27 protein-coding genes and 2 tRNA genes are annotated in these 25,403 nt (G+C 41.7%); 14 read left to right on the plus strand and 15 right to left on the minus strand.

Annotation, left to right across the window (positions count from 1 at the left end; all coding sequences use genetic code 11):
- The first annotated feature begins 20 nt into the window (after nt 1–20).
- Together HX743_RS04705 and HX743_RS04710 are read left to right on the plus strand one after the other, a co-directional pair.
- A tRNA-Lys gene (locus tag HX743_RS04705) sits at nt 21–96 on the plus strand.
- A 52-nt stretch (nt 97–148) separates the two neighbouring features.
- Nucleotides 149–224: transfer RNA gene (locus HX743_RS04710), tRNA-Lys, on the plus strand.
- Nucleotides 225–486: 262 nt separating this feature from the next.
- Here the strand turns inward: HX743_RS04710 and HX743_RS04715 are convergent.
- The gene (locus HX743_RS04715; protein WP_178318631.1) at nt 487–1,059 is read right to left on the minus strand and encodes a hypothetical protein; all 573 of its coding nucleotides are present in this window, start codon (nt 1,057–1,059) and stop codon (nt 487–489) included.
- Nucleotides 1,060–1,377: 318 nt separating this feature from the next.
- Here HX743_RS04715 and HX743_RS04720 point away from each other — a divergent pair, with 318 nt between their 5' ends.
- Entirely contained in the window at nt 1,378–1,644 is a 267-nt protein-coding gene (locus HX743_RS04720; RefSeq protein ID WP_004976022.1) for a PspC domain-containing protein, read from the plus strand.
- A 237-nt stretch (nt 1,645–1,881) separates the two neighbouring features.
- Here HX743_RS04720 and HX743_RS04725 read toward each other — a convergent pair whose 3' ends face one another.
- Nucleotides 1,882–2,985, minus strand: coding sequence for an HPP family protein (locus HX743_RS04725; RefSeq protein ID WP_178318632.1), 1,104 nt, complete (start codon nt 2,983–2,985; stop codon nt 1,882–1,884).
- A gap of 202 nt (nt 2,986–3,187) precedes the next feature.
- Between HX743_RS04725 and glyQ the strand changes: the two genes are divergently transcribed.
- From glyQ to HX743_RS04750, 5 genes are all read left to right on the plus strand, one after another.
- A complete protein-coding gene (gene glyQ / locus HX743_RS04730) occupies nt 3,188–4,174 on the plus strand; it encodes a glycine--tRNA ligase subunit alpha (protein WP_019836027.1) in 987 nt (328 codons plus the stop codon).
- Nucleotides 4,174–6,243, plus strand: coding sequence for a glycine--tRNA ligase subunit beta (gene glyS, locus HX743_RS04735; protein WP_178318633.1), 2,070 nt, complete (start codon nt 4,174–4,176; stop codon nt 6,241–6,243). The genes glyQ and glyS overlap by 1 nt, the downstream gene beginning before the upstream one ends.
- A 69-nt stretch (nt 6,244–6,312) precedes the next feature.
- A complete protein-coding gene (locus HX743_RS04740; RefSeq protein WP_178318634.1) occupies nt 6,313–7,149 on the plus strand; it encodes a hypothetical protein in 837 nt (278 codons plus the stop codon).
- 69 nt (nt 7,150–7,218) lie between these two features.
- Nucleotides 7,219–7,608, plus strand: coding sequence for a hypothetical protein (locus HX743_RS04745; RefSeq protein WP_178318635.1), 390 nt, complete (start codon nt 7,219–7,221; stop codon nt 7,606–7,608).
- Nucleotides 7,609–7,967: 359 nt separating this feature from the next.
- Nucleotides 7,968–8,483 (plus strand): hypothetical protein, encoded by a 516-nt coding sequence (locus HX743_RS04750; protein ID WP_178318636.1) that lies wholly within the window; start codon nt 7,968–7,970, stop codon nt 8,481–8,483.
- 72 nt (nt 8,484–8,555) lie between these two features.
- Here the strand turns inward: HX743_RS04750 and HX743_RS04755 are convergent, their stop codons facing one another.
- Together HX743_RS04755 and HX743_RS04760 are read right to left on the minus strand one after the other, a co-directional pair.
- Nucleotides 8,556–8,756 (minus strand): hypothetical protein, encoded by a 201-nt coding sequence (locus HX743_RS04755; RefSeq protein ID WP_178318637.1) that lies wholly within the window; start codon nt 8,754–8,756, stop codon nt 8,556–8,558.
- Nucleotides 8,757–8,874: 118 nt separating this feature from the next.
- Nucleotides 8,875–10,143 carry a hypothetical protein gene (locus tag HX743_RS04760; protein WP_178318638.1) on the minus strand — a complete coding sequence of 423 codons (1,269 nt, stop codon included), beginning with the start codon at nt 10,141–10,143 and terminating at the stop codon, nt 8,875–8,877.
- Between the two features lie 120 nt (nt 10,144–10,263).
- Here HX743_RS04760 and HX743_RS04765 point away from each other — a divergent pair, with 120 nt between their 5' ends.
- Both HX743_RS04765 and HX743_RS04770 read left to right on the plus strand, forming a co-directional pair.
- Entirely contained in the window at nt 10,264–11,037 is a 774-nt protein-coding gene (locus HX743_RS04765; protein WP_178318639.1) for a class I SAM-dependent methyltransferase, read from the plus strand.
- Nucleotides 11,038–11,056: 19 nt separating this feature from the next.
- On the plus strand, nt 11,057–11,611 hold the full coding sequence (locus tag HX743_RS04770) for a hypothetical protein (RefSeq protein WP_178318640.1): 555 nt from the start codon (nt 11,057–11,059) through the stop codon (nt 11,609–11,611).
- Between the two features lie 7 nt (nt 11,612–11,618).
- On the opposite strand, the gene HX743_RS04775 is transcribed toward HX743_RS04770, so the two are convergent.
- Both HX743_RS04775 and HX743_RS04780 read right to left on the minus strand, forming a co-directional pair.
- Nucleotides 11,619–12,821 (minus strand): TIGR03862 family flavoprotein, encoded by a 1,203-nt coding sequence (locus HX743_RS04775; protein ID WP_178318641.1) that lies wholly within the window; start codon nt 12,819–12,821, stop codon nt 11,619–11,621.
- A 6-nt stretch (nt 12,822–12,827) separates the two neighbouring features.
- Nucleotides 12,828–13,520 (minus strand): tRNA (guanine-N(7)-)-methyltransferase, encoded by a 693-nt coding sequence (locus tag HX743_RS04780; protein ID WP_250316201.1) that lies wholly within the window; start codon nt 13,518–13,520, stop codon nt 12,828–12,830.
- 85 nt (nt 13,521–13,605) lie between these two features.
- Here HX743_RS04780 and HX743_RS04785 point away from each other — a divergent pair, with 85 nt between their 5' ends.
- Together HX743_RS04785 and HX743_RS04790 are read left to right on the plus strand one after the other, a co-directional pair.
- On the plus strand, nt 13,606–13,779 hold the full coding sequence (locus HX743_RS04785; RefSeq protein WP_019836038.1) for a DNA gyrase inhibitor YacG: 174 nt from the start codon (nt 13,606–13,608) through the stop codon (nt 13,777–13,779).
- 204 nt (nt 13,780–13,983) lie between these two features.
- The gene (locus tag HX743_RS04790) at nt 13,984–14,163 is read left to right on the plus strand and encodes a hypothetical protein (RefSeq protein WP_004975984.1); all 180 of its coding nucleotides are present in this window, start codon (nt 13,984–13,986) and stop codon (nt 14,161–14,163) included.
- 49 nt (nt 14,164–14,212) lie between these two features.
- Here the strand turns inward: HX743_RS04790 and HX743_RS04795 are convergent, their stop codons facing one another.
- From HX743_RS04795 to HX743_RS04815, 5 genes are all read right to left on the minus strand, one after another.
- Nucleotides 14,213–14,857: an MBL fold metallo-hydrolase gene (locus tag HX743_RS04795; RefSeq protein WP_178318643.1), complete on the minus strand. Its 645-nt coding sequence runs from the start codon at nt 14,855–14,857 to the stop codon at nt 14,213–14,215.
- 18 nt (nt 14,858–14,875) lie between these two features.
- The gene (gene hemH, locus HX743_RS04800) at nt 14,876–15,889 is read right to left on the minus strand and encodes a ferrochelatase (protein WP_178318644.1); all 1,014 of its coding nucleotides are present in this window, start codon (nt 15,887–15,889) and stop codon (nt 14,876–14,878) included.
- A 65-nt stretch (nt 15,890–15,954) separates the two neighbouring features.
- The gene (locus HX743_RS04805; RefSeq protein WP_096901324.1) at nt 15,955–16,983 is read right to left on the minus strand and encodes a DUF4062 domain-containing protein; all 1,029 of its coding nucleotides are present in this window, start codon (nt 16,981–16,983) and stop codon (nt 15,955–15,957) included.
- An 86-nt stretch (nt 16,984–17,069) separates the two neighbouring features.
- Entirely contained in the window at nt 17,070–17,945 is an 876-nt protein-coding gene (gene murI, locus HX743_RS04810) for a glutamate racemase (protein WP_004975969.1), read from the minus strand.
- A gap of 46 nt (nt 17,946–17,991) precedes the next feature.
- Nucleotides 17,992–18,603 (minus strand): DUF1285 domain-containing protein, encoded by a 612-nt coding sequence (locus HX743_RS04815; RefSeq protein ID WP_004975967.1) that lies wholly within the window; start codon nt 18,601–18,603, stop codon nt 17,992–17,994.
- 195 nt (nt 18,604–18,798) lie between these two features.
- On the opposite strand from HX743_RS04815, the gene HX743_RS04820 reads away from it, so the two are divergent.
- Both HX743_RS04820 and HX743_RS04825 read left to right on the plus strand, forming a co-directional pair.
- Nucleotides 18,799–20,511: an electron transfer flavoprotein-ubiquinone oxidoreductase gene (locus HX743_RS04820; RefSeq protein WP_178318645.1), complete on the plus strand. Its 1,713-nt coding sequence runs from the start codon at nt 18,799–18,801 to the stop codon at nt 20,509–20,511.
- A gap of 408 nt (nt 20,512–20,919) precedes the next feature.
- On the plus strand, nt 20,920–22,053 hold the full coding sequence (locus tag HX743_RS04825; protein WP_104852982.1) for a hypothetical protein: 1,134 nt from the start codon (nt 20,920–20,922) through the stop codon (nt 22,051–22,053).
- A 137-nt stretch (nt 22,054–22,190) separates the two neighbouring features.
- Here HX743_RS04825 and HX743_RS04830 read toward each other — a convergent pair whose 3' ends face one another.
- The 4 genes from HX743_RS04830 to tusA all read right to left on the minus strand — a co-directional run bounded on the left by HX743_RS04830 (nt 22,191) and on the right by tusA (nt 25,310).
- Nucleotides 22,191–23,105: an autotransporter outer membrane beta-barrel domain-containing protein gene (locus tag HX743_RS04830; protein ID WP_178318646.1), complete on the minus strand. Its 915-nt coding sequence runs from the start codon at nt 23,103–23,105 to the stop codon at nt 22,191–22,193.
- A gap of 84 nt (nt 23,106–23,189) precedes the next feature.
- Nucleotides 23,190–23,651, minus strand: a complete 462-nt coding sequence (locus HX743_RS04835) for a hypothetical protein (RefSeq protein WP_178318647.1) — start codon at nt 23,649–23,651, stop codon at nt 23,190–23,192.
- Nucleotides 23,652–23,671: 20 nt separating this feature from the next.
- Complete coding sequence (locus tag HX743_RS04840) at nt 23,672–24,328, minus strand: hypothetical protein (RefSeq protein WP_178318648.1); 657 nt, start codon at nt 24,326–24,328, stop codon at nt 23,672–23,674.
- Nucleotides 24,329–25,052: 724 nt separating this feature from the next.
- The gene (tusA, locus tag HX743_RS04845; RefSeq protein ID WP_178318649.1) at nt 25,053–25,310 is read right to left on the minus strand and encodes a sulfurtransferase TusA; all 258 of its coding nucleotides are present in this window, start codon (nt 25,308–25,310) and stop codon (nt 25,053–25,055) included.
- Nucleotides 25,311–25,403 lie beyond the last annotated feature (93 nt).

Raw genomic sequence — 25,403 nt, forward strand, 5'->3', positions numbered from 1 at the left:
TTCCTTGATCAACCTTAGATGGGTCGTTAGCTCAGTCGGTAGAGCAGCGGACTTTTAATCCGTTGGTCCCGCGTTCGAATCGCGGACGACCCACCATCTTCTTCAAGGTTGATACTTTAAAAATGATCATCGTCATTTTTACTCCTCTGGGTCGTTAGCTCAGTCGGTAGAGCAGCGGACTTTTAATCCGTTGGTCCCGCGTTCGAATCGCGGACGACCCACCATTCCTTCTAAAAAATCTTTAAATTACCAGTCATCACAGCACTGTTCTGTGGATCGTGCAGTTTCGTAATTTACTATAGAATTCCCGTATTCTGCCCTATTTGACTAACACTTTTATCCACTACACCCTGCTCCATTCAGTTGTAGAAGATGTGCCATCATTGATAAATCATGCTTTACACATCCCAAAGAAAAACTTGATGTAAAAAAACAAAAGCCCAAAAGTTTTTCACTCATGGGCTAAGAATTGAGTTGAATCAACAATTAACTTGCTCTGATTAAATGATAATTTTGCGAAGGTAAGGGATTGGTTTTAAAGTATTCACGATTATTTTCTGTCGCAATCGCAATTTTGTTTTTATCCATAATTAAATTATGATCTTGATCAACATTATAGTAAAAGTTCACCCCAGAGGCGCGTGCCACCACAATTTGATGCGCGTCTTCATCATAGAACCATAAGTCTTTGCGGTATTTTTTTTCATTGTCATAACTGATTTGCCCCGCATTGACAAAAATACGATGCGCTGTCCCATCAGGCAATAAGGTCAGAATATAATCGACTGTTCCGCGTTCGCACATAACAAACTTATCTTCACAGCTAATCTGAATGGTATAGCGTCCCACATAAGTTAGATGATTCTCGGGAATATGATGTTCCGTTGCAGCCGTTTGTATGGGTGCGGTTGCCTGCCCTGCCACCTCAGTCAGTCTTTTGGTTTCTGCCTGTTCTGTATATTTTTGCACTGCAGCTTGCTCAAGTTGTGAGTCATCGCATCCAAGCAATGCCAATGCACTCCATATTGAAACTGCGCAAATATTTGATTTAGCTGACACACTATCCCTCATATAGAGTGACCAGACTGAATACTCAGTCCTATTCAAACCACTGAATAGGCAGCTCGATGTAAGCCATGCTTTTCCTCAATCCTTTGTGGTCAAGCGCTTACTCTGCCCATCGCTTCTTTAGGATATTTTAGGTGGATGCTGGTTTAAGCAACACCAAATGTTACATAACTTTACTAATTGCCTTGCTTACCGCCCTTTAAAAACCCAAGTGCATCACCATTTTTATTTTATATATAGATGATGTGCTGTGAAGCTAAACATCAGCCTGTATTTATTTTGAATTTTAGATCTCTTAAGGAGAATTAGATGGCCAATGTTGGTTTATATCGCTCAAACCGCTCAAATATGATTGCTGGGGTTATGGGTGGTATTGCTGAACGTTTTGGTTGGAACGCAAATTTACTGCGCTTAATTTTTGTGATTGTTTCCGTGATGAGCGCTGCCTTTCCTGGCATTTTGGTGTATTTGGTGTTGTGGTTGGTGATTCCTAAACAGAACCAGTCGAATACAGCAAACTATACTCAGGGCTACACAAGACCTGTGCGCACAGTCAATCCTGATCAAGACCGATAAATAGTATTGAAATTTTAAAGACTGACCACATCTAAGATTTATAGGTTTTAATCGTTTACCGATTCACTCGTAGACACCACCCTATTCACACAACTTTCTTCTTTTTCGCTACGATTGCTCCCCCAAGCATCGTAGCTTTTTTTTGCCTTTCAACCTGCACCATATTTCAGAGTGTCATAACAGTTCAGTGTTTTCAGAATTGAAGCGTGTTGAATTCGCATCGACAATGTGAGTCAATCAATTCGTCTTTACAGCAAGCTGTTGATTCAAGACGGCAATCATGTCGGCACGGCTAATAATCCCCACCAAACGCTGCTGATCTACCACAGGAATATAGTTAAAAGAACGCTCGACAAAGTACGGCACAAGGTCTTGAATACTTTGTTGCGGTTGCACCGTGACCACTTGGCGCAACATGATATGCTTTACTTGATGTTTCCAGCTATAAGGCAAGTCTGTTGCGTGTTTAAACCATTCCACCACTTCATACAATGCCAAAGTTCCCACCAAATGTTGTTCTGTATCAATGACTGGCAAACTCATTAAATTCATGTGTTTGAATTTTTCTAAAGCACTGTGAATATCCTCATCTTGCTGCAAACTAACCACATCTTTACTCATAATATCAGCACAAGTCAGTGCTTGAGTTTGTCGTTTACTGGCTTTGTGCTGTGCTTCTAAAATGATTTTTTGTAAGTCGTATTCACTAATATCTAGCAACTGGGTTTGTGCATCTAAAACATCTTGAATATCTTGCGGCTGAATAGTGGCTTTTTGAGTAGGTGTTGGGTCTTGGGTACGTTGATTAAACTGTGGCGCTTGAGGATAAGGCTTGCCAATCATGCGGTTAAATACGATTGCAATCACCAGCAGCAAAACTGAATTGAGCAGCACAGGATAAAAGATAAAGTGATAACCCAGTTCACGTACGGCATCTCCGCCAAGCACTGCGGTAATGGCCACTGCCCCACTCGGTGGATGCAGCGAATCGGTGGTCATCATCAAGAAAATAGATAAAGCCACCGCCACACTAAAGGCTTCTGTTAAATTTGGAATATATAAAGCACAGCTCACGCCCATAATTGCTGCAATGCTGTTCCCAACTACAATATTCCACGGCTGCGCCAAAGGACTTGCAGGCACAGCAAACAACAACACTGAAGATGCACCCATTGGTGCGATATACCATGCATTAATATCGCCCAATACCCACCAACTGATCAGTGAAGATAGTGCCAAACCCAGCAACGCCCCCAACCCACACAGCAACCTTTCTTTCAAAGGCAAAACTTTGAAATTTGGTTTAAGTGTATTTAGCCAGTCTAGTTGTGAATGAAACACGGGCAGGCAATCCAGTGGTGACAATTGGACAAGATTATAAGGCAATCATTTAGTAATGATGTATTTGTTTTATATCTTTCATTTATCAGTGAATTTGTAAAACCCCAAACCACCAGCCGCTAGTTGTGCTTTAACCTTTGCCAGCACACCTCAAAATCCTTATAATTGAGCACAATTTTTCTCTAATTTTAAGTGGATGACCATGAGTCGCGCCATATCGCATATTGATACCTTTCAAGGCTTAATTCTTGCCTTACAAAACTACTGGGCGGAGCAAGGCTGCGTCGTTTTACAACCTTACGATATGGAAATGGGTGCAGGGACATTCCACACCGCAACCTTCCTACGTGCTTTAGGTCCAGAAACATGGAATGCAGCATACGTTCAACCGTCACGTCGTCCTAAGGATGGTCGTTATGGCGAAAATCCGAACCGCTTACAACACTACTATCAATTTCAGGTAGTGCTGAAACCAAACCCAGACAACATCCAACAGTTGTATTTAGATTCTTTAAAAGCGATTGGAATTGACCCATTGGTGCATGACATTCGCTTTGTAGAAGATAACTGGGAATCTCCAACACTCGGCGCTTGGGGCTTAGGTTGGGAAGTATGGTTAAATGGTATGGAAGTGACTCAGTTCACTTACTTCCAACAAGTCGGTGGTGTTGAATGCTACCCTGTAACAGGCGAAATCACTTACGGTCTTGAGCGTCTTGCAATGTACTTGCAAGGTGTAGACTCAGTTTACGACTTGGTTTGGACTAAAGGACAGTTTGGTACCGTGACGTATGGCGATGTGTTCCATCAAAATGAAGTTGAACAATCGACCTATAACTTTGAATATGCGCCTGTTGATAAAATGTTTGAACTGTTTGACTTCTATGAAGTAGAAGCAAGCCGTTTAATTGCAGCAGAATTACCATTACCTGCGTATGAACAAGTGATTAAAGCATCTCACTGCTTTAACTTGCTCGATGCGCGTGGTGCAATTTCTGTGACTGAGCGTCAGCGTTATATTTTACGTGTACGTACCTTAGCACGTTCTATTGCTCAAAGTTATGTAGCCGCACGAGCAAAACTAGGTTTCCCAATGGCTGAACCGCATTTACGTGATGAAGTCTTGGCGCAGTTAAAAGCACAGGTTGAAGCGGAAGCCAAAGCGCAAAATACTGAGGAAAGCAAATAATGTCTAAACATACAGTTTTATTTGAACTCGGTTGCGAAGAACTCCCACCGAAAAGCTTAAAAACCTTACGCGATGCCTTACTTGCAGAAACTGAAAAAGGTTTAAAAGATGCAGGCTTAGCTTTTGATGCAATTGAAGCCTATGCAGCGCCACGTCGCTTGGCACTTAAAATTGTCAATGTAGATGGTGCGCAAGCAGACACCCAAAAACGTTTTGATGGTCCTGCTGTTCAAGCCGCCTATGATGCCGAAGGCAAACCGACCAAAGCTCTGGAAGGCTTTATGCGCGGTCAAGGTATTACGGTTGATCAGGTTTCTACTTTCCTAGCAGGTAAAGTTGAAAAAGTCTGCTACCTAAAAGATGTGAAAGGTCAAAGCCTTGATGCATTGTTGCCACAAATTCTACAAACTGCGTTGGACAATCTGCCAATTGCAAAACGCATGCGCTCTGCCGCAAGCCGTACTGAATTTGTGCGTCCTGTTAAATGGGTGGTGTTGCTCAAAGACAACACCGTGGTTGAAGCCACGATTCAAGATCATCAGGCAGCTAATGTGACTTATGGTCACCGCTTCCATGCCCCTGAAGCAATCACACTACAACACGCCAATGAATATTTAGATGCGTTACGTACGGCTAAAGTCATTGCTTCTTTTGAAGAACGTCAAGGAATAATCGACCAACAAGTAAAAGCGTTGGCAGATGAAGTTAATGCAATTGCGATTGTGCCTAGCGACCTACGTGATGAAGTGACTGCATTGGTTGAATGGCCTGTTGCACTACGTGCCAGCTTTGAAGAGCGTTTCCTTGCTGTGCCGCAAGAAGCGTTAATTACCACTATGCAGGACAACCAAAAGTATTTCTGTTTGGTGAATGCTGACAATAAACTTCAACCTTACTTCATTACTGTTTCCAATATTGAGTCTAAAGACCCGACTCAAATTATTGAAGGTAATGAAAAAGTGGTGCGCCCACGTTTGTCCGATGCTGAATTCTTCTTCTTGCAAGACCAAAAACAACCACTTGCATCACGCAAAGAAAAATTGGCCAACATGGTTTTCCAAGCGCAATTGGGTACGCTGTGGAACAAATCTGAACGTATTGCCAAACTGGCTGTTGCTTTGGCGCCAATTACGGGTGCAAATCCACAAGATGCTGAAAAAGCTGCTTTACTTGCAAAATGCGACTTAACCTCTGAATTGGTGGGTGAATTCCCAGAACTTCAAGGGATTGCGGGAACTTACTACGCACGTCTTGAAGGTGAAAATGACGAAGTTGCAGAAGCACTGGGTGAACAATACTTACCTAAATTCGCGGGTGACGTTCTGCCTAAAACCAAAACGGGTACAACGATTGCCCTTGCGGATCGTCTAGATACTTTAACTGGTATTTTCGGTATTGGTCAGGCACCTACAGGTTCTAAAGACCCATTTGCGCTACGTCGTTCTGCCATTGGTATCCTGCGTCTAGTGACTGAAAATGAACTTGATGTATCTATCGAAGACCTGATCAAGCTGGCATTGGCTGCTTATGGCGATGTATTAAAAGATCACGACAAGACTTTGGCAGATGCTGTTGCATTCCTTGAAGGTCGTTACCGTGCGAAATACGAAGACCAAGGCGTTGCAGTAGATGTGATTCAAGCTGTTCAAGCTTTATCACCAAAATCTCCACTAGATTTTGATAAACGTGTGAATGCGGTAAATCACTTCCGTGCCTTGCCTGAAGCGGCTGCATTGGCTGCTGCAAACAAGCGTGTTGCCAACATTTTAGCCAAAGAAACCGCACCTGAAGGAAGCGTCATTGAAGCTAACTTGGTGGAAGATGCAGAAAAAGCACTATTCGCTGAACTTGCAAAAATCACACCTGTGGTTGAGCCATTATTGGCAGCAAAAGACTACACCACTGCACTCTCTCAATTGGCTGCATTACGTGCGCCTATTGATGCCTTCTTTGACAGTGTCATGGTGATGGCTGATGATGCTGAGTTGAAAGCTAACCGCTTGCGTTTACTCGCGCAATTACGTGATTTATTTACACGTGTTGCAGATGTAAGTGTGTTGCAGCACTAAAGTCTTAATTGCTTGTAAGTTAAAAGAAACCCCGCTATAAATGAGTGGGGTTTTTTAATAAAATTTATTATGCAAAATATCGAAGAATGCAGAGATAAAATCTTTATATTACTTGGAAAGCAACTTATTCGCTTCCAAACCGTAGAAATGCGATTAAAGTCTTTATTAAAACTCAATCGGTCTATCAGCTTTGAAAAAAACTCAGCTCCTTTAATCACAGAACCATTAGTCAATAATCACACATTAGGTGGATTGAGCTCTAAAGCTTTGAGTTCTCTTTTCATCCGTACACAGCAAGATGAAAACTCAATTGCAAACGATGTTAAAAATTCTATTCGTATTGATATGAGAGTAGAATTTAATTTATCCGAATGTAGTTATCAGCAACTAAACTCTCAATTACAAGAGTTTGTTGCAGATCGTAATTTCGTAACACATCACTTTCAAGAAAAGTTTAACTTATCAGTGCTTGATGAATGCCATAATGCTATAGACTTTTTATTATTATTAGAGAAAAAACATAAACCCTTTTTAGATCAATTCGAGCAATATTGTTTAACTGCACAAACAGGAATAGATGCTCAAATTTCATACTTAAAATCCAACTTATTCAAAACACATTTTATTTTTCCAGTAGATGAAATCTACCAAGAAATTAAGACTCAAATTGAAAATAACCATAAAAATAATGGGTGGATTTCTCTTACAACCATCGCAGCAATCATTTTAAATAAATTCCCTGATTCTAACAAAAAGATCAAACTCGAATATGGATTTAAAAATCTTCACGATTTAGTTCTTAACAGTGGCCTTTTCTTACTTAAATCTGAACCGACATTGAAAGGAGAGAGAATACTGATTAAGCTAAACAATCAAGACGTCAATTTTACAGTTATCGAGAAATAATTATTTCTAGAAAACTTAATATCAGTTCCCTATACTCAACCTAACAACACTCAACAAGAAAACGAGCTTATGAAACTTAAAACACTCATTTTATCGGGTTTAACTTGCCTTTCTCTTAGTGCGTGTACTTCTGCACCTGTCATTTCACAGCTCACAGCAGGTGTTTTACAAGAAGTGAAAAACATTGAAGTTTACCCAGACACTGTCAATAACAGCGCCAAACTCACAAAATTTATTGATAAATGCGTGATCGAATTTACAGGCACACTGCAAGCAGGTCGTTCTATTGAACAATGGGCATTTAAAGGCAATGCATTAATTTCAGCTGGTTCTGCAACATTTGCACAAGATGGGACTAGCATAGCAACTCACTTTGACTTACATGATGCAACCGTGCAAAAAAACTTTATTACCCTACGCAACCATTTTCATAAAGATGCGCTTGCACAATGCAACTAAGCTAAAAACAGCTTTGAATGTATCTTGATGTAGCAAGATTGTTGGACTTTCAATATAAATGCAGCATCACTTGATATTTCAAACTAAGATGATAAAAGCAGTGTAGCCATTGCTGCCCTGCTTTAAAAACTCTCCAGAGTAACAAGACCCACAATTTTATGTGGGTCTTCTTCTTTAAGCCTGAAATGCTGCCATAATTTCAAATATTTTAAAGTTTCAAACACTGTAAATTTCACCTAAAAATACATCATACTTGCGAAAAATAAACACTGCAGATCATCTAGGCTTTATACAATGCAGTACATTCCATTCAAAACCTTTCAACGACCAGTATTCGGCATCCTAAGAGGCACAGCACAATGAAAAAGATCAATATCAGCATTTGTATTGGACTATTGTTCAGTAGTGCTTCGGTGTGGGCACAAAGTAGTGCTGCACAAACTCAAAGTAATAAACCAATTCAGCCTTATGCAGACAATCCAAACCTCTTACATGTTTGGGCATATAAAACTCAGGAAGGTGTGATTCAGGCAGCACAAAAAGTCGGTGAAGTAACCGAAAAAGGTATTGAAAAAATTCGCCCATCGGCACATCAAGCTTTAGACAACGCCAAACAATTGGGCAGTCAGGGTGCGGCTCAAGCCAAACATACTGGGCAGCAACTTGCCAACAATGTAAATACTAAAATTCAGGAAACCAAAGAAGTGATTACAGGACAAAGTGACCATGCCGTGCCTATCTATCAAGCACCATTAAGCGCGCCTTCACAGCATGTAGCCCCAGCAGCCACCAACACAGCACCTACTCAAGAAGCACAGACTCAGGCTGCACCAAATGCAGAGGCTGAAGAAGAAATTAAAGTGATCAAGCTATAATTTTTTTGATTTATTTTATTGGTTTGCTTGAAAAGCACAAAAATAACTCAGTGCAAATAAAAAAGCCTGCATTTAATCTGCAGGCTTATTCATGTGATAGCGTATCGATTTTTGAACTTGTCGGAATACATAAGCGCCTAATCCCAACAATACCAACAAACCTAAAGCAAAAAATAAATAAGCCTTCGGCTCAGGCGCATCTGCAAATAAAGTCGCAGATAAAATGAAACTGGACAGCAAAACAAGCACAGCAGGCATCAACAACTTGGTCATACATACTACCCTTGGAATGATCAACAAAACCATGTTTTAAGATCATCTTAGCCCAATGGCAAAACAATACAAGTGTCTAAAATTTAAACCATCTAAATAATGGATCAAACTTTGCAGCTTACTGTTCCAGTTCTAGGGTAAATTTGGCAGTATCTGGCAAATCTTCCACAAAGTCGTTGTCGCCAAACTCATCACTGCTCAGGTTCAAATCTTTATAGCTCAACACAAAATAGTCGCTATATTTTTTCAATATTAGTGGGTGCATGCCTGCAGCAAGTGCATCTTGTTCCTTGCATAGTTTCATGACATGACGATCATTCATACTAATTAAATAGCGTTCATCATTCAGATAAATTTGCACCAAACCACTGCCCTTTGCATAAATTGGAATCAGGAATTTATGGTTTAAGGCAATCGCATGTGCGGCATAGCTCTCAATTTTTTGGCTGATGATGTTAAACACCAAACCATGACCAAAATGGTCGAGCAAGACATTACGATTTTCATACGGTAACTGAATTTGTAAGCCAAGTTTGTTTAAATCGTGCTGATCGACCTGTTTATTGCTAAGCAAGGAGCGAATCAGGTTTTGTTTCAACTTGGCATCAAAAAAGTTACTGTCTAGCTGTAAGTTATTGTATTTTAAAATACGACCTAAAGACCAGCGATGGTTCGGCAAGACATTTTCAATCACTTTACGATAGTAAAACTTGCTGTTCTTTTTCACCTTGCGAATTTTTTGGTAAAAGAACGGCGCATCAAAAGAATGGGTTAAAAAGTCATTCAGTAATTCAGAGTTGGCTAAAATCGCAATCGCATCATGCCCTGTAAATGGCAAATGTAAGGTATGTAAATGCGGAATTAAAGGTTGAATTTTTAAATAGTGCCCACGATCTTCAGCATAATATTGGTCATAGACCACAATATATTCACGCTGTGCCGATACATCTTGCGCTTGAATGCGCATATTGGCATTTAAATCTGCCTGATAAAACATGTTATAGCGTGGGTCGTGAATATCTTCAGGGTCAATTGAATACTGCGGCACCAAAGCCACAATACGGTTTAAATCCAGCAAATTGGAATATTTAATTGCTGCATAGCCGCCCATTGAGCCGCCATAGCCCACTCGAATTTTAAACGAGGCAATCAGGTCTTGAATGGCTGCCAACATGGCGCGCATAGAAGCTTCAGGAAACCATGATTTTTCCTTAGGCATGACCCCAATCACATTAAAATGAAACTTTTCCAGTGATTTTTCGGCATTAATAGACGTTCCTTTGGCCCGTGTAATTAAATCGCCAAAAGAAAAAATCAGCTCCTGAGATGAGCCTTTCATGAAAATAGCGCGGATATGTCCGTCTTCAAAAATTATGTGTTTGTCCATTCCCACACCGGCGCCAAGGCGCTGAATTAAACCGTTACTTTAAACTTGAATACACTGTACGCAAGTTCAAAAGTGAATATGTTATTTTATAGATGCACAGCAGATTAAAAATCGCAAAATATGACACAATCTCTACATCCTGCCGCACAACAAGGCTTTGCTTTAGGGGCAAACCTATATCAACAAGTTCGCCCCAGTTACCCGCAAGAAGTCGATGTTTTCCTGCAAGATCGGCTCCAAGTTCCACTGAATAGCAATATTGTAGACTTGGGTTCTGGCACAGGAAAGTTCCTGCCACATTTGCTCAAACTGACAACTCAGCTTATAGCGGTAGATCCAGTTGCCAACATGTTAGCCCAATTAAAGCAACTTTACCCGCATGTTGAGACAATTCAGGCACGAAGTGAGCAATTACCACTGCACGATCAATGTGCAGATTTGGTGAGCTGTGCGCAATCTTTTCATTGGTTTGCCAATCTGCAAAGTTTAAAGGAAATTCACCGAATCTTAAAACCTCAAGGTTATTTGCTGTTAATTTGGAATCAACGTGATATTTCGGTCAATTGGGTCAATGCACTGGCAAAGATGATTTTGCCTTTTGAGGGCGATACCCCGCGTTTTCACAACCAAGACTGGCGTCAGGTATTTGACGATACAGATTTATTCCAACTTACTCACGAGCAGCAATTTCATCACACGCATGTTGGTACAGTTGAACAAGTCGTGTCTAAGCGTTTGCTTTCGACCAGTTTCATTGCTGCGATGCCAACCGAACAGCAACAACAACTTAAAAAACAATTTGAGCAATTAGTATTAGAATATACGAATAAGTATGCGCAAGATGAAATTGAATTTCCCTATTGCACGCATGTTTATGTCTATCAAAAAAGTTGAATATGACTGGAGCGAATAAATGCAAATAACCTTTAAACACATGATTGCTCCCTTAACAATTTGTTTGGCGTTCGCCCTCAGCGCCTGTGAGCGCAGCAAGATAGAAAATGCAGACAAACTCAGTCCTGAAGATCAAATCATGCAAACTCAGGTCGAGCAAGTCGCGCTTCAGCCCTTTGAAATGACTGCGGATGACCCACATGACATTCAATTGCTGATGGATTATGAACAACGCCATGACCAAATGAGTAATGATTTGGAAGATGAGTTAGAACGCTTGCATGAAAACAAACAACTCGATGCTGCATTTGCTAAAAATCGCCTACAGGACAACATTCAATCTGCCTTGAGTATGCTCAAAGAACTGGATTTAAAGACGCCACAAGGGCGTTATATTCAAGGCTTAATGAGTCATTATTGGGAACAGCAAGCGCAATATCTGGCAGCTCAAAACACTACTTCTGCACCTTATCCTGTCAGTAAAGCACAACGTCAACAAGGTTTAGCAGACTTGTTACAGGCGCAGCAACAACTGGAACATTGGCGCGGGCAATATCCACAACTGGATCAATAACGTATTTTTACGGACGCTGCTGTAAATATTGATGCACCCCTTCCGCGGCAGCGCGACCTGTCGCAAAACAGGCTGTCAGCAAATAGCCGCCCGTTGGTGCATCCCAATCCAGCATCTCACCACAAAGAAAAACGTGAGGATTAGAATTTAATTGCAATTGTGCAGACAACACCTCGCGCTTAACCCCGCCCGCACAGCTAATTGCTTCTTCAATAGGACGAAAACCCTTTAAAGGCACCGTTAAATTTTTAATCTGCTGCGCCAATTGCATAGGCTGCTGCCAAAGGGCTTTATCCACCAACTCACGCACGACTGCAGACTTCACGGCATCCAAACCCGCCTTACGCCAAATATTGCTTACAGACTGTTTTTTTGAAGGTTGCAACTTTTGACAAAGTTGCTCAATGCTTAAATCGGGCAATAAATCTAGGTGTAGTTGCATCGGTTGATGTGCAAGTTGCAACTGTCGCAACGCTCGCCCTTGCTTATAAATTAAGCCACTTTCCAAACCATAATGGCTAATCACAATATCGCCCATGCTCGCTTCAGCACCGCTCACCCATGCTTGTACACGTTTTAAAGGTTGCCCAAAAACAGGCTGCATATAGTTAGACCAATCACACTCCACCCCTGCATTACTGGCTTGAAAAGGCCGAATTTCATTGGCAGATAACCAATGCTGCCATGCACCATCGCTGCCTAATTTCGACCACGACACTGCCCCACATGCCATCACAATGGCGACAAACTGCTGTTGTTCAATGTGACCTGTACTTAGATTTTGAATACTGAGTAGATTATTATTTAAATCACATACCTGATGCCGATAATGAAACTGCACGCCTGCATCAACCAAGCGTTTTAACCATGCGCGCAGCAAAGGTGCAGCTTTCATTTCTTTTGGAAAAATCCGCCCCGATGAACCTACATAAGACTGAATACCTAAACCCTGCATCCAGTTTTGAATCCAAGCCGCATCCCATTGTCGAATCCACGGCGCCAACCATTCCGCCCGATCATAACGCTGAATAAATTGTGCAATTGGTTCGGCATGTGAAATATTCAGACCCGTTTTACCTGCCATCAAAAACTTGCGTGCCGCCGAAGGTTTCTGCTCATAAACATGCACATCATAGTCAAACTTACTCAGCACTTCGGCAGCCATTAACCCCGCAGGCCCTGCTCCTATAATTGCAATGCGCTGTTTCATGCCTGTTTACTCAATTGTTGCACTTGAGTCTGCAAGCGCTTTCGCCTCAACTGCAGCAGGTGTTAAAGTTGGCTGCTGTCCTTGCAAAGGCTGAAAATCATCAAAACGGGTTGTATAAGCGGCTGGTTTGCTGATCTGCAGTTCCTGACAACGCTCGCCACGTGCTAAATATTTGATTTCAAAGTGAGTGCGTGCGGAATCTACTGGAACATCCTGCTGAATAAATGGCAATTTCCACACTTCGATCAGCTGTTGCCGTGCTTCTGCAATATATTCAGGAATATTACTCACCAAAGTAATGCTGCCGCCTGCTTTTAAGCGTGACAACAAAAACTCAAAAAACGGCATATTCAACCAACGCTGGGTGGCATTATGCGGTTCTGGGTTCGGATATAAAATAAAGAATTGCTCAACTTGAGCAGGAAATAAAGCATGTACAATCCATGGAATTGCATCGGCATGTACTATTTGCAAGTTACGCTGACCTTCAAGTTGATGCTGTTTTTGCATCGCCAAAAATTTTTCACGGGTGCGCTCAATTGCAATCAACTTGTGCTCAGGATGCTGCCCGCTAAACAATAGGGCGTGTTTACCTTTTCCGGCCCCAATTTCCACACAAACCGATTCATTGGCAATGGCTTGAAAATCACGAGGGGCATGCATACGCTGTGCTTGAAATTGACGAATTGGCATAATCAGATCAAACTTACAAAATTCGGCACAAGTCTACCAACTCAGGTGCTATTTGCATAATCCAATCCTGTATTTTTCATAGGAGTTCAGCATGCCTCGTACTTTTCCTTGCCCACGTTGTGGCGAATCTACACAATGGGAAGACAATCCTTTTCGTCCATTTTGTTCTGAGCGTTGCAAGCTCATTGATTTAGGTGCGTGGGCAAATGATGAATATCGTTTACCCACCCAAGATGCTCCGCAAGCAGAAAACTCTGAGGAATAAGCAATAAATTTCCACGCCAAATATTGCCTAAAACTACACACAGTTTCATGGAATTTTTCACATTTTTAGAAAAATTATTCAAAATTTAGTTGTTCTATAATTGCTTTCAGCAGAATTAGCACAGGTTATACTTTGCACTATTCGTGACTCCGTCACTGCACATAACAATAAAGAAAGCAAAAAATAACCTAGGAACATTTCACCATGGAAATCATGTTAAAAGGAATTGTAATGCTGTGTATTTTACTCTCTACCAGCAGTTTAGGCTTTGGACTGTACGCGCATGATTTACTCATGCTGTGCATAGGCATCTTACTGACAATTTTCACAATGCTGTTTGCAATTGAAAGCAAACAAATGCTGAATAATCCCTTTCGCAAATAAAAAGTCAGCGACTGCTGACTTTTTCTTAAAGCATAAATACACACTGCTTTTAACCTGCTTGCCCTGCTACAAACGGGTTATGCTGTTTTTCAAATCCAATGGTACTGATGGGACCATGCCCCGAAATAAACTGAGTGTCATCGGGCAAACTAAAACATTCGCGCTGAATTGAATCTAATAATTGTTGATGATTCCCACGTGGAAAATCGGTGCGCCCAATCGAGCCTTTAAATAGCACATCGCCTGTCCACAAGACGCCATATTTTGCATTATAAAACATCACATGGCCTGGGGTATGCCCTGGTGCATAACGCACTTCAAAGCTTTCTTGACCCAATTGCAGCACTTCACCACCCTCTAACCACTGTGTAACCGTGACTTGTTCAGGGATAGGAAAACCATAACGTGCAGACACTTCTTGCAGTTGATCTAACCAAAAAGCATCTTGTTTCTGCGGGCCAATCACAGGAACATTCCAGTGATGTTGCAATGCACCAACAGCACCCGCATGGTCTAGATGCCCATGAGTTAACCACAAAGCTTTCACCGTTAAACCCAAAGCTTCAACTTCAGCTTTCAGTTTTTCAGGCTCGCCGCCTGCATCAATCAAAATCGCTTCTTTGCTTTCAGCATCCCACACAATCGAGCAGTTTTGCTGAAAAGCGGTAACGGGAACAATTTTGACTTGCAACATGGTGGCGAACCTCAAAAATTAATGGCTTAGTGTATGCTTTACAGCATCAAGATTAGCTTGAAGTAATTGTTTGAGCAAATCCAAATGATCGACACGGGTATTCAGTGCAGGAATATAGGCATATTCTTTGCCACCTGCTTGTAAAAACAATTCTGCGTTTTGAATCGCCAATTCTTCTAGGGTTTCCAAACAATCTGCAGAAAACGCAGGACTCATAATTTGCACTGACTTCACGCCCTGCTGTCCCCATTCTTCAAGTAAGACATCGGTATAGGGTTTGACCCATTCTTGTTTGCCAAAACGTGACTGGAAGCTAATTGCCCACTGATCATCATTTAAATTTAAAGCATCGGCAAGCAATTTGGCCGTGATCCGACAACGCTCTGCATACGGATCACCCTTATCGGCATACGGCTGTGGAATGCCATGAAACGACATCAATAATTTTTCTGCCACACCATGCTCGGCTTGAAATTCACGCACACTTTGCGCCAACGCCTGAATGTATAAAGGATGCTGATAATAATCACGAATGATGGATAAGCCCGGCAAATTACGCTGCTGTGGCACCCATTTGGCAACGGCATCATATAAAGGTGCAGTCGAAGTTGCCGAATATTGTGGAAATAAAGGGAACAAAATCACGTGATCTTGAGGATTTTGACTCAAAGCTGCCAAAGCCTGTTGAATACCCGGATTGCCATAGGTCATTACAGGCACAATCTCTAATTCAATATCTGAATACTGTGGTATCAACTGTTGCTTTAAAGCCGCAACCTGTTGCAACAAAATTTCCCGCATGGGTGAATCTTGCTGCCATACCATAGCATAAGCATGTGCAACACGCTTAGGACGAAATGGCAAAATGAATAAGTTCAAAATGATTTGCCAAATCGGTTTGGGAATTTCAATCACGCGCTGATCAGACAAAAACTGCTTTAAAAAACGGCGAACCGCTGCTGCAGTCGGTTCATCAGGCGTACCTAAATTGGCTAAAAGAACGGTTACTTTGGGTTTTGCTGTAGACAACATCCAGCCCTCGTGTCTGATGATTGAGCCCGACTACTTTAACAGTTTTTTCACTCTGTATTGAGAGATTAATACGGTGTTTTAAATGAATAAACCCGATCGGTATCTAGCAAATTGCTCTCTAAAAGTTTTTGCGCTTTTGCCGTGGTTTGCCACAACATCCGCTGACGATCATCACGCCCCGCCTGCACAATCCAGTCATTTTGACGCATTTGCATTTTAATCTGATGCAAGGCCCGAATATTGATTTGGGCACGTGCAACTGCATGCGCACGTGGCATGATCCGACGTGCATCCTCCAAACCAGTTTCATTCAAATATTCATTCATGCGTTTCGAAAAATATTCTTCAGGGGTTGGATGAATAAAAGTATTGCCTAAAATTGCCAACAACTGCGCCCAACTTAAACTTCGCTCAACTTTCAGCTCTCTAAAGTTACCATCCTGATAGGCATGCATGCGATATTCAAAACGATATGATTCATTCATCGACACTTTAGATACGCTTAGAAACGGGTCTGCTTCGCGCTGTCCCACATCGGTTTCCAGCTGACGTAACTTACTTTTTAAACGTTCAATTTCATCATGCAAAGCTTGTGTATTTTGCGGGCGCACCCAACCAGAAGTCGGATAACGTTCTAGCATTTGCGACATATTAAAGCGGACAGCAAGCTCTAAATCACGCAGAGTGCGGTAGCTAAACACCTGATCGACTTCTTGTTGTAATAATTTACGGAACTCTTTGAATTTTTCACGCAATTCAGGTTTTTCATCATGTAAAGATGAATCACGTGAATCTGGGTCTTCGTGCATAAATACAATGATCGGCTTTTGCTTGGTGACTGCATAAATATACTCTAAATGCATATACCCCACGCCCGACACCGATTGCTCACCGTACTGGCTGCCCAATAGAATCACCACATAATCACAATCATCAATTTGACGGCGTGCAAATGCAGTGCTGAGTGGGGTACGTTGTTCTAAACCCCACGAAAAAAAACCCATTCCCACCAATGTTTGTGCCAAGATCACTCGTTCTGGCTGCATATCTGCCCCAGACGTCGAGATAAAGACCTGATAGCGCTTATCGAGCATTGGTTTCCCCTCTCCTATTGCCATTACAAGTCGGTCACCGTCTACTTGTAATGCCTTTCCCCAATCATAAAAAAATTATCTTAAAGTCAGTCCACAGTACTCACATTTGCGATACTCCAAGAAATATTGCCTGGAATAAGATGCTGCAACACGGGCTTTAATTGTTCTGCATTGTTCCCGCTGACATAACACGCAATTTGTAAAGTATCTGCCAAACTTTGTTCAAATAATAACTCATTTTTAATTAAAATGCGGGAAGTTTGACGCGCAACGGCAATTCCTGAGTCAATTAATGTCAGTTTCTGACCAAAAATGGACTCAATCGCAGGTTTTAGGAAAGGATAATGGGTACAACCGAGCACCAAATAGTCCGCGCCCTGATCGACCACAGGTTGCAAACTCTGCTGTAAGGAACTTAAACATGCCTCACTCATTTGCGCCCCTTGCTCAACAAAAGGCACTAAATCTAGATTGGTGACATTCAAGACTTGCACTTGAGCAGGAATCGCAAAACGCTGCATCACATCTTTAATAAGTTGTCCGCGAAAAGTCGCAGGCGTCGCAAGTACAGCCACAGTTTTGCTTTGGCTATTTAATACGGCAGGCTTTAAAGCAGGCACTAAACCAATAATGGGAAAATCTTCGCCGTAATGATCGCGCAGATAATCTAGACTAAAAGCAGAAGCAGTATTACACGCCACGACCGCAACTTTACAACCTTGTCGATATAACCATTCGATTGCAGCTGCAGTGAGTTCTCGAATATTTTGATCATCACGTGGGCCATACGGCACATGTGCAGTATCGGCATAATAAAGGATGCGCTCATTGGGCAAATATTCTGCAATTTCAATGGCAACTGACAAGCCTCCTATGCCCGAATCAAAAATACCAATTGGCGCACTGGCTTGTGCTTTTGGCATGGCTTGATTTAAGGGAGAAACAGGATGAATGGCTGTCATAGCAAGAGATTCAGCAATACAAAATGGGATGAATAAAGCTTAAACCTCAGCTGCTTAAATGCAAGTGCAAATCACCACTTTTCAACGATAAAATCGTTTCGCCCTGCGCATTTTCACTCAGCTCGCCCAATTCCACCAAATGTAAAAAAGCCGCACGCTGAATCAGGGCATTAATACCAAAACGCACATGCACATAAGGACGCAGCTCACCTGCATATTCACGCATAAAAATAGGATGCTCGGCATCAACAATCACAATATCCTGATGTGTAGTGATAAGTTGAATATAATTTTGCTGTCCGATTTCGACCACATCAACCTGATTGATGAACAAAGGCTCATCTTCTACCTGGATTTCAATTTGTTCCACTGGGGTTTTTAAATAAAACTTGCCCTGCTCTTTCCATAACACACTAGAAAACAGATCAACCAATGCCTGACGTTTGATCAATTGACCTTCGTGCCACCATTCTCCATTGGCTTTGACCAGCAAATCCATTGCTCCACAATGCTTTGGATGCCATTGCTCCAAAGGAGGGATTGATCTTTTGTGACCTGACTGTCCAGTTTTTATATATTGTGCAATGTGCATTAAATTTTTATTATCAGCCGTAGCTACATTTTCTGTCGGTTTGATTGAATTATCGTCATGCTTCATGCTGCAGTACCTTACTGACGGAAAAATAATACGATTCAGCCAATTGGCTAAGACTCGGTTTAAAACTATACTAGCTCACAATACTTACCCATACTGTAAAAGACACGATTAAATTTGTGTCTGGCAACTAAAAATACTCATGGCAGCACCGTTGCTTGATGCGGTTGCCACCTTCAATTATATGAGGAGTCCTACATGGAACACATCGAACGTGAATCGATGGAGTTTGACGTAGTCATCGTAGGCGCAGGCCCTGCGGGTCTTTCTGCTGCGATCAAAATTCGTCAACTTGCAATTGAAAACAATTTAAATGATCTGTCCGTTTGTGTGGTCGAAAAAGGCTCTGAAGTTGGTGCGCATATCCTTTCGGGTGCAATTCTTGAGCCTCGCGCCATCAACGAGTTATTTCCTAACTGGAAAGAAGAAGGTGCGCCTTTAAATGTGCCTGTGACTGAAGATAAAACTTTCTTCTTGATGTCACCTGAAAAAGCTCAGCAAGCACCGCATTGGATGGTGCCTAAAACCATGCATAACGATGGTAACTACGTGATCTCGTTAGGCAACGTGGTGCGTTGGTTAGGTCAAAAAGCCGAAGAATTAGAAGTTTCTATTTTCCCTGGCTTTGCGGCATCTGAAATTCTTTACCATGCCGATGGTACGGTTAAAGGCATCCAAACTGGTGACATGGGCATTGGTAAAGATGGCGAGCCAACGCATAACTTCACACCGGGTTATGAACTACATGCCAAATACACCATTTTCGCAGAAGGCTGTCGTGGTCATTTAGGTAAGCGTTTAATCCAGCAATTCAATTTGGATAAAGATGCCGATCCGCAACACTACGGGATTGGTATTAAAGAACTTTGGGAAATTGACCCTGCAAAACACAAACCAGGTTTAGTCATGCACGGTGCAGGCTGGCCATTAAGTGAAACAGGTTCGTCAGGCGGTTGGTGGTTATACCACGCAGAAAACAACCAAGTGACTTTGGGTATGATTGTGGACTTGTCGTATACCAACCCACACATGTATCCATTTATGGAAATGCAGCGCTGGAAAACTCACCCTCTAATTAAACAGTATCTAGAAGGCGGCAAGCGTATTTCTTATGGTGCACGTGCTGTGACCAAAGGTGGCTTTAACTCATTGCCAAAATTCACCTTCCCAGGTGGTTCTTTAATTGGTGATGATGCAGGCTTCTTAAACTTTGCCAAAATCAAAGGCTCTCATACCGCCATGAAGTCTGGCATGCTTTGCGGTGAAGCAGTATTTGAAGCGATTGCTGCAGGTGTCGCAAAAGGCGGTGACTTGGCGATTGCTCGCGTAACTGAAGGCGAAGATTTCTTTGTGAAAGAGCTAACGGCTTACACTGAAAAATTCAACAACAGCTGGCTGAAAGAAGAACTTTATAGCGCACGTAACTTTGGCCCTGCAATGCATAAGTTTGGTCAATGGATGGGTGGTGCGTTTAACTTTATCGACCAGAACGTGTTTAAAGTACCATTTACTTTGCATGATTTAGTGCCTGATTTCAGCGCACTCAAAACTGTAGATGCTACCAGCTTTAAACCGAACTATCCAAAACCAGATGGCAAGCTGACTTTTGACCGTTTATCTTCAGTGTTCGTATCGAATACCGTACATGAAGAAAATCAGCCAGCACACTTAAAGTTGACAGATACCTCTATTCCAGTGAACTTAAACTTACCTAAATGGGATGAGCCTGCACAGCGCTACTGCCCTGCGGGTGTTTATGAAATCATGGAAAATGATGATGGTTCAAAACGCTTCCAGATTAACGCAGCCAACTGTGTTCACTGTAAGACTTGTGACATTAAAGACCCATCACAGAACATCACTTGGGTAACACCTGAAGGTGGCGGTGGTCCGAATTACCCGAATATGTAATTGCGAATCGCAATTGAGAAACCCAAAAGCAGTGCCTCGGCACTGCTTTTTTATACACAGTTTACAAAATTACCAAGGTCTCATAATCCCTTACATTTTTCAGGTATTTCTCTATTCAAAAGCAGGCGATTGAATAACTTTCCTTGTTATGCTGTTTTTGCTTATTTTTTATCTTTTCTATTTTTAGTTTTTTATTTCGTTTTTTTCAGACTTGAACAACCGAAAATGTTGTTTTGTCAGCTTTTATACAATGCTATTCGGCATTTTATGCAGCACTTAGCACGGTAGCAAAATGTTGTAGATGCTGACTAAAACTGACTTGAGTGGAGTATAAAGCAGTACTTTGAGTTTTATCTTGCTCAAGCATTTGGTTGTTCTTCTTATTTTCATTAGAAGAGGAATTCCAACATGCTTAATTTAACAGACACCCTCAACCAACTTAAAAATGTGCAGGCACAACCTGCAGTCAGCTTATTTCTACCCACACATCGTACCTTTCCAGACAATCAGCAAGATGTGATTGCTCTTAAAAACCAACTTAAACAACTCGAAGAACGCCTGTTGGCAGACTATGACAAACGTCTGGTGGCACAAATTTTAGAACAGATTCATCATCAAACCAAAGATTTGAATCCCAACTACCATTTAGACAGTCTGGCTATTTTTGCCACAGCCGACAGTGCACAAGTACTGCGTCTGCCATTCCCTACCCAAGAACGTATTGTGATTGATCAACAATTTTCAGTGCGTGATTTTATTCGTGAGCTATCTTATGCAGTGCAATACTATGTGGTAGTGATCAGTCGTGAAGTTGGACGTCTGATTAAGGCCTCCAATGATCGTGTAATCCATGAGTTTTCTGTAGATGACAGCGACTTGAATGAACGACTGCCACATGGTGCATTTCCTGTTCAAAATGATAACTTATATAGCACCAGCGGTGCAGAACGTGCCACAGCCGCCAATGAAGACCGTTTACTCAAAGAGTTTTTAAACCGTGTCGATAAAAATGTGCAAACTGTACGTGCCAGTGAACCATTGGGCTTGGTCATTGTGGGTGATCGACGCAATATCAGTTTTTATGAATCTATTTGCGACCAACCCAATGCCATTATTTTCAGTGTAGATAACGTCACTCAGCTAGAACAAGGCAGCGCACAACACATTATTGACAGTATTCAGACCGAGCTAAAAAGCCATCAACAACAATTGCATCAGCAACATGCGCAGCAACTGGATGAACTCTATGCCAGTGACCGTGTTGTGACCGATCTGCAGCAAATTTATCAGGCAGTGTTGCAAAATAATGTCGATACTTTATATGTTCAACAAGGCTACATGCAGACGGGTTGGGTCGATACCGACCAGCAACGAATTTATCTAGATCAAGCGCACGCACCTGACAGCGCACAAGCCACAGACGATGTGATCAACCATATTATTGATGCAGCACAGCAACACGCTGCCAATATCGTATTTATTCCTGCCGATTATTTACAGTCCAAAGCACCACTGACTTTAATGAGTCGCTATGCGGTCTAAAACTCAGTCCATTTGACTGTGATCGAAAAAACAGCCATGCAGATTTATCTACATGGCTGTTTCAATCAAGATTCAAACTTCTCATTCATACGCAAATCTACGCTTTTTCATGACTTTCTCATGAATAAAACGATCAATTAGAATCGAGTCGTTACCGCCAACTGTACCCGATGACTGTCGCTATGTGATCGCCCGCTATATTCATAATTCAAATTGATAAAACTATGTTGTCCAAAGTGAAGTTGTGAACCTAAGGCAGCATGATATTGACCTTGATCGGCATGCCATGCATCAAACTTCAGTTTCTCCGCTGTGCCTACATAATGGGTATCTAAATATGCTTTTTCCTGAATCGGTTGGCTGTAATACAAGCTGCCTTGCAATTGCCATGCTGGATTCAACTGGTAATTGGCTTGCAAACCTGCACCAAAATTCCAGCGCTGCATCACCAAATCATCTAAGCTGTTGACACCATCCTGCTGAGTTTGTTCGGCATGAACATAATGTTGGAACGAAGCGTCTAAATACGGTTGAATCTGCATTTTTTGACTGAGTGGATAGCTATAATCTAGACGCAAACCTGCGGCATACATTTGTCCATCAAACTGTATTTTTTGTGCTTGAGCATGACCACGCTGCGCGTCAACATCCACCTGCATGCCTTTTAACCATGCCGCGACACTTAAATCACGATTAAGCTGCTGTGCTGTCCCCATAGTTAGTGCATAGGCTTTGCTCTGACTGCTATTTTTTGAGCCTGTTTGTACGGCATCATCTAAGTTCAGTTGACTGAAATCGGCCTGCGCTGCCAAGGTCATCCCTGCCAGTTTTGTTGCCACACCAACACCTTGATGATGACTACGGCGCTCACTATTTAAGCCGACATAATCCATATCATAACTTTGGTAATCACCCGAAAACCAAAGCTGTTTGGGTTGTGCGGTTGCCAAACGCTGTGCAAACTGACGTTCTTGCTTGCTGCTTTCTTCTGCGACATTTAAAACGGTATTGGCATAAAAACTTGGATCAAGTTGATGAAACAGTTGATTCAATGCCTGCGTAGAAACTGTACTTTCAGCAGCATTGCTATAACGTATAGTTTGAGCAAAATTGTTAAATAAGCGATTGGCAAAAACTTATTCAGCATCTTCCAGCGTTTCTAACTGTTGTTTCTGATCAAGACTTGCTAAAACTACATCTAAATTACGGGCAACCTGAGTACGTCCTTCAAGTTCAGCAGCAAGAGCCGCCACCGTTTCAGTCGATTTACGCTTTGCCGTAATCACCACATCGGTATTGATTGTATCTGCCGCACGTACAGGCTCGCCCGTTGCATTCAGTTCAGGACGATAACTAACTTGTGTCAACTCAAATAATGGATTGCTTGAGCGATAAGCATCGAACTCACGCTGTACGCCTTGTTGCGCACGTAATACGGTAGTTTGTGAACCTTGTGCAGTAATAAGTGGCTGATCAAGTGGCACTTCATCAAACAGGTTCAAAGTCCCTGCCAAATTGGCGGTTCCCGTTACCGTCAGCAAATTGCCAAAACGTGCTTTAAAACCCGCATGTTGCTGCTGATCTGCAGCAATCTGCATCGAATAGTTGCCTGTGATGGTTAAATTGCCTTCGTTTCAAGAAATGTACTGCCTGTTTCGACTTCTAAAGTGTTTTGTGAGGGTTCAGGTTCTTGAATCGCACTGCCCATCTCGATGTCAGAGGTATCTTGTGGTGCTTCAATATCTTGAATTGCACTATCGACCAAGACGGTGTCGGTTAAAACAGGCTCGGCTACTGGTGGAGCTACCACATCGACTGGTTGCTCTACTTCTGACGGAGGTGATTCAAGTGTAGGTATCGTATCAGGCTGATTGACATCATTATTTTCTAAAACGGTAGCATCATCGCTAGGTACAGCATCATTGCTGTCTAAAAGTGAATCTTCAGTTGGTGATGTATTGCCATGATCTGTACTGCCACCACTCAAACCACCACCATTGGATGATACATCGCCATGATCTAGCTCTAAATTCACAGGAGGTTGATCGGTAATGGGTGCAGATGGTGCGACAGGTTGCTCTACTCCGCTGCCAATGCCTTCATTTGTAGTCGGTTGATCTTCTTGGCTGACATTTTCTGCCCCCAACACATCAGTGACTTGAACTGTGCTTGGCTGAGAGCCTGAACCCGATGAACAGCCTGAGATACTCATGGCCAATAAACACGCCACACTCAGTGGCTTTAAAGAAAAGTTTTGCTTTTTATCTAAAATCATACCGTACTCAATCAAAATGCTGATAACGCAAGATTTATTGATGATTGATCACGTAAAAAATTAAGCAGATTTTGCTCAGTCTAAATGGCATATTTTTTTAAGATAAAGACAATCAGTTAAGCCCCCCAAAATTATTTTTCTTAACTTGACTACTTTAATGCGACAGCTTAATCAGCTTTTTCAGCCTTATAAAACATAAACACTGCCATATAACATTCAAACCAAGCAAAACCCCAAATCTGCTTAATTTTATCCCCAAATGTTCTGCAATCGAACTCAATAAACTGATCACATTATAGGCTAATTTTTCCATATATTAAAAAATATTTAAAATATTTTTGTTAAAAATCAATAACTAAACAATAGACCAAATTCACACTCTAAAAATTATTTCTTATACAACACACAGAACTTTGTTAGATTTTGCACAAGCACACAACTTGCCCTATAAATGCAGAAAAGTTAAAAGTCCCTTAAAAAATGTGTAGCAGATAACGCAACTCGTGGATCGTTTCGCCATTTTTCAACCCAAACTATGAAGCAGGTTAGATTGATACAAAATTGATGAAAAATTAAAAATAAAGTTGAACGTCATGGCTAAAAACACAAAAGGCATATTTCAACTTGCATGAATTGCAAATGAAATATGCCTATATGGATCACATGACTATTTATCGTGTTTAAATTATAGTGTTCTAAAAGTGCTGAGGCTGATTTTTGCCTATTAGCCTTTTTTCACCAAGTAATGAAATTCTTTATTGCCCTGCTCATCTAAGCGTTCTTCTTGCAATAACAACTCATGCCCCAAATGCATGCAAAATTTTGGAATATCCCAAGACGTCGAATTGTCAGTTGCAAACACTTCAACCACATCGCCAGACTTAGATTTGCGAATGGCTTGATGCAACATCATCACAGGTTCAGGGCAACGCAAACCACGGGTGTTCAGTTGAATGCTAGGTGTGACAGAAAGTTCAGACATGCACAGACTCGGTATTAAAACATCGGGCTAGTTTAGCATAAAGCGCAGCCTTGTTTTATGTGTTCCCGCTACGCATAGCAACACATCTCGTGA

The sequence above is a fragment of the Acinetobacter sp. Swhac1 genome (assembly GCF_013390985.1).
GTDB lineage: Bacteria > Pseudomonadota > Gammaproteobacteria > Pseudomonadales > Moraxellaceae > Acinetobacter > Acinetobacter towneri.

Excerpts from the sequence above, each read along its gene's own strand:
- HX743_RS04760 (WP_178318638.1), bottom strand. The coding sequence starts at position 10,143 with ATGGACAAACACATAATTTTTGAAGACGGACATATCCGCGCTATTTTC.
- HX743_RS04770 (WP_178318640.1), top strand. The coding sequence starts at position 11,057 with ATGCAAATAACCTTTAAACACATGATTGCTCCCTTAACAATTTGTTTG.
- HX743_RS04750 (WP_178318636.1), top strand. The coding sequence starts at position 7,968 with ATGAAAAAGATCAATATCAGCATTTGTATTGGACTATTGTTCAGTAGT.
- glyS (WP_178318633.1), top strand. The coding sequence starts at position 4,174 with ATGTCTAAACATACAGTTTTATTTGAACTCGGTTGCGAAGAACTCCCA.
- HX743_RS04720 (WP_004976022.1), top strand. The coding sequence starts at position 1,378 with ATGGCCAATGTTGGTTTATATCGCTCAAACCGCTCAAATATGATTGCT.
- HX743_RS04745 (WP_178318635.1), top strand. The coding sequence starts at position 7,219 with ATGAAACTTAAAACACTCATTTTATCGGGTTTAACTTGCCTTTCTCTT.
- HX743_RS04795 (WP_178318643.1), bottom strand. The coding sequence starts at position 14,857 with ATGTTGCAAGTCAAAATTGTTCCCGTTACCGCTTTTCAGCAAAACTGC.
- hemH (WP_178318644.1), bottom strand. The coding sequence starts at position 15,889 with ATGTTGTCTACAGCAAAACCCAAAGTAACCGTTCTTTTAGCCAATTTA.
- tusA (WP_178318649.1), bottom strand. The coding sequence starts at position 25,310 with ATGTCTGAACTTTCTGTCACACCTAGCATTCAACTGAACACCCGTGGT.
- HX743_RS04785 (WP_019836038.1), top strand. The coding sequence starts at position 13,606 with ATGCCTCGTACTTTTCCTTGCCCACGTTGTGGCGAATCTACACAATGG.
- HX743_RS04815 (WP_004975967.1), bottom strand. The coding sequence starts at position 18,603 with ATGAAGCATGACGATAATTCAATCAAACCGACAGAAAATGTAGCTACG.
- murI (WP_004975969.1), bottom strand. The coding sequence starts at position 17,945 with ATGACAGCCATTCATCCTGTTTCTCCCTTAAATCAAGCCATGCCAAAA.
- glyQ (WP_019836027.1), top strand. The coding sequence starts at position 3,188 with ATGAGTCGCGCCATATCGCATATTGATACCTTTCAAGGCTTAATTCTT.
- HX743_RS04840 (WP_178318648.1), bottom strand. The coding sequence starts at position 24,328 with ATGATTTTAGATAAAAAGCAAAACTTTTCTTTAAAGCCACTGAGTGTG.
- HX743_RS04825 (WP_104852982.1), top strand. The coding sequence starts at position 20,920 with ATGCTTAATTTAACAGACACCCTCAACCAACTTAAAAATGTGCAGGCA.
- HX743_RS04820 (WP_178318645.1), top strand. The coding sequence starts at position 18,799 with ATGGAACACATCGAACGTGAATCGATGGAGTTTGACGTAGTCATCGTA.
- HX743_RS04765 (WP_178318639.1), top strand. The coding sequence starts at position 10,264 with ATGACACAATCTCTACATCCTGCCGCACAACAAGGCTTTGCTTTAGGG.
- HX743_RS04740 (WP_178318634.1), top strand. The coding sequence starts at position 6,313 with ATGCAAAATATCGAAGAATGCAGAGATAAAATCTTTATATTACTTGGA.
- HX743_RS04805 (WP_096901324.1), bottom strand. The coding sequence starts at position 16,983 with ATGCTCGATAAGCGCTATCAGGTCTTTATCTCGACGTCTGGGGCAGAT.
- HX743_RS04775 (WP_178318641.1), bottom strand. The coding sequence starts at position 12,821 with ATGAAACAGCGCATTGCAATTATAGGAGCAGGGCCTGCGGGGTTAATG.
- HX743_RS04755 (WP_178318637.1), bottom strand. The coding sequence starts at position 8,756 with ATGACCAAGTTGTTGATGCCTGCTGTGCTTGTTTTGCTGTCCAGTTTC.
- HX743_RS04835 (WP_178318647.1), bottom strand. The coding sequence starts at position 23,651 with ATGCAGATTGCTGCAGATCAGCAGCAACATGCGGGTTTTAAAGCACGT.
- HX743_RS04790 (WP_004975984.1), top strand. The coding sequence starts at position 13,984 with ATGGAAATCATGTTAAAAGGAATTGTAATGCTGTGTATTTTACTCTCT.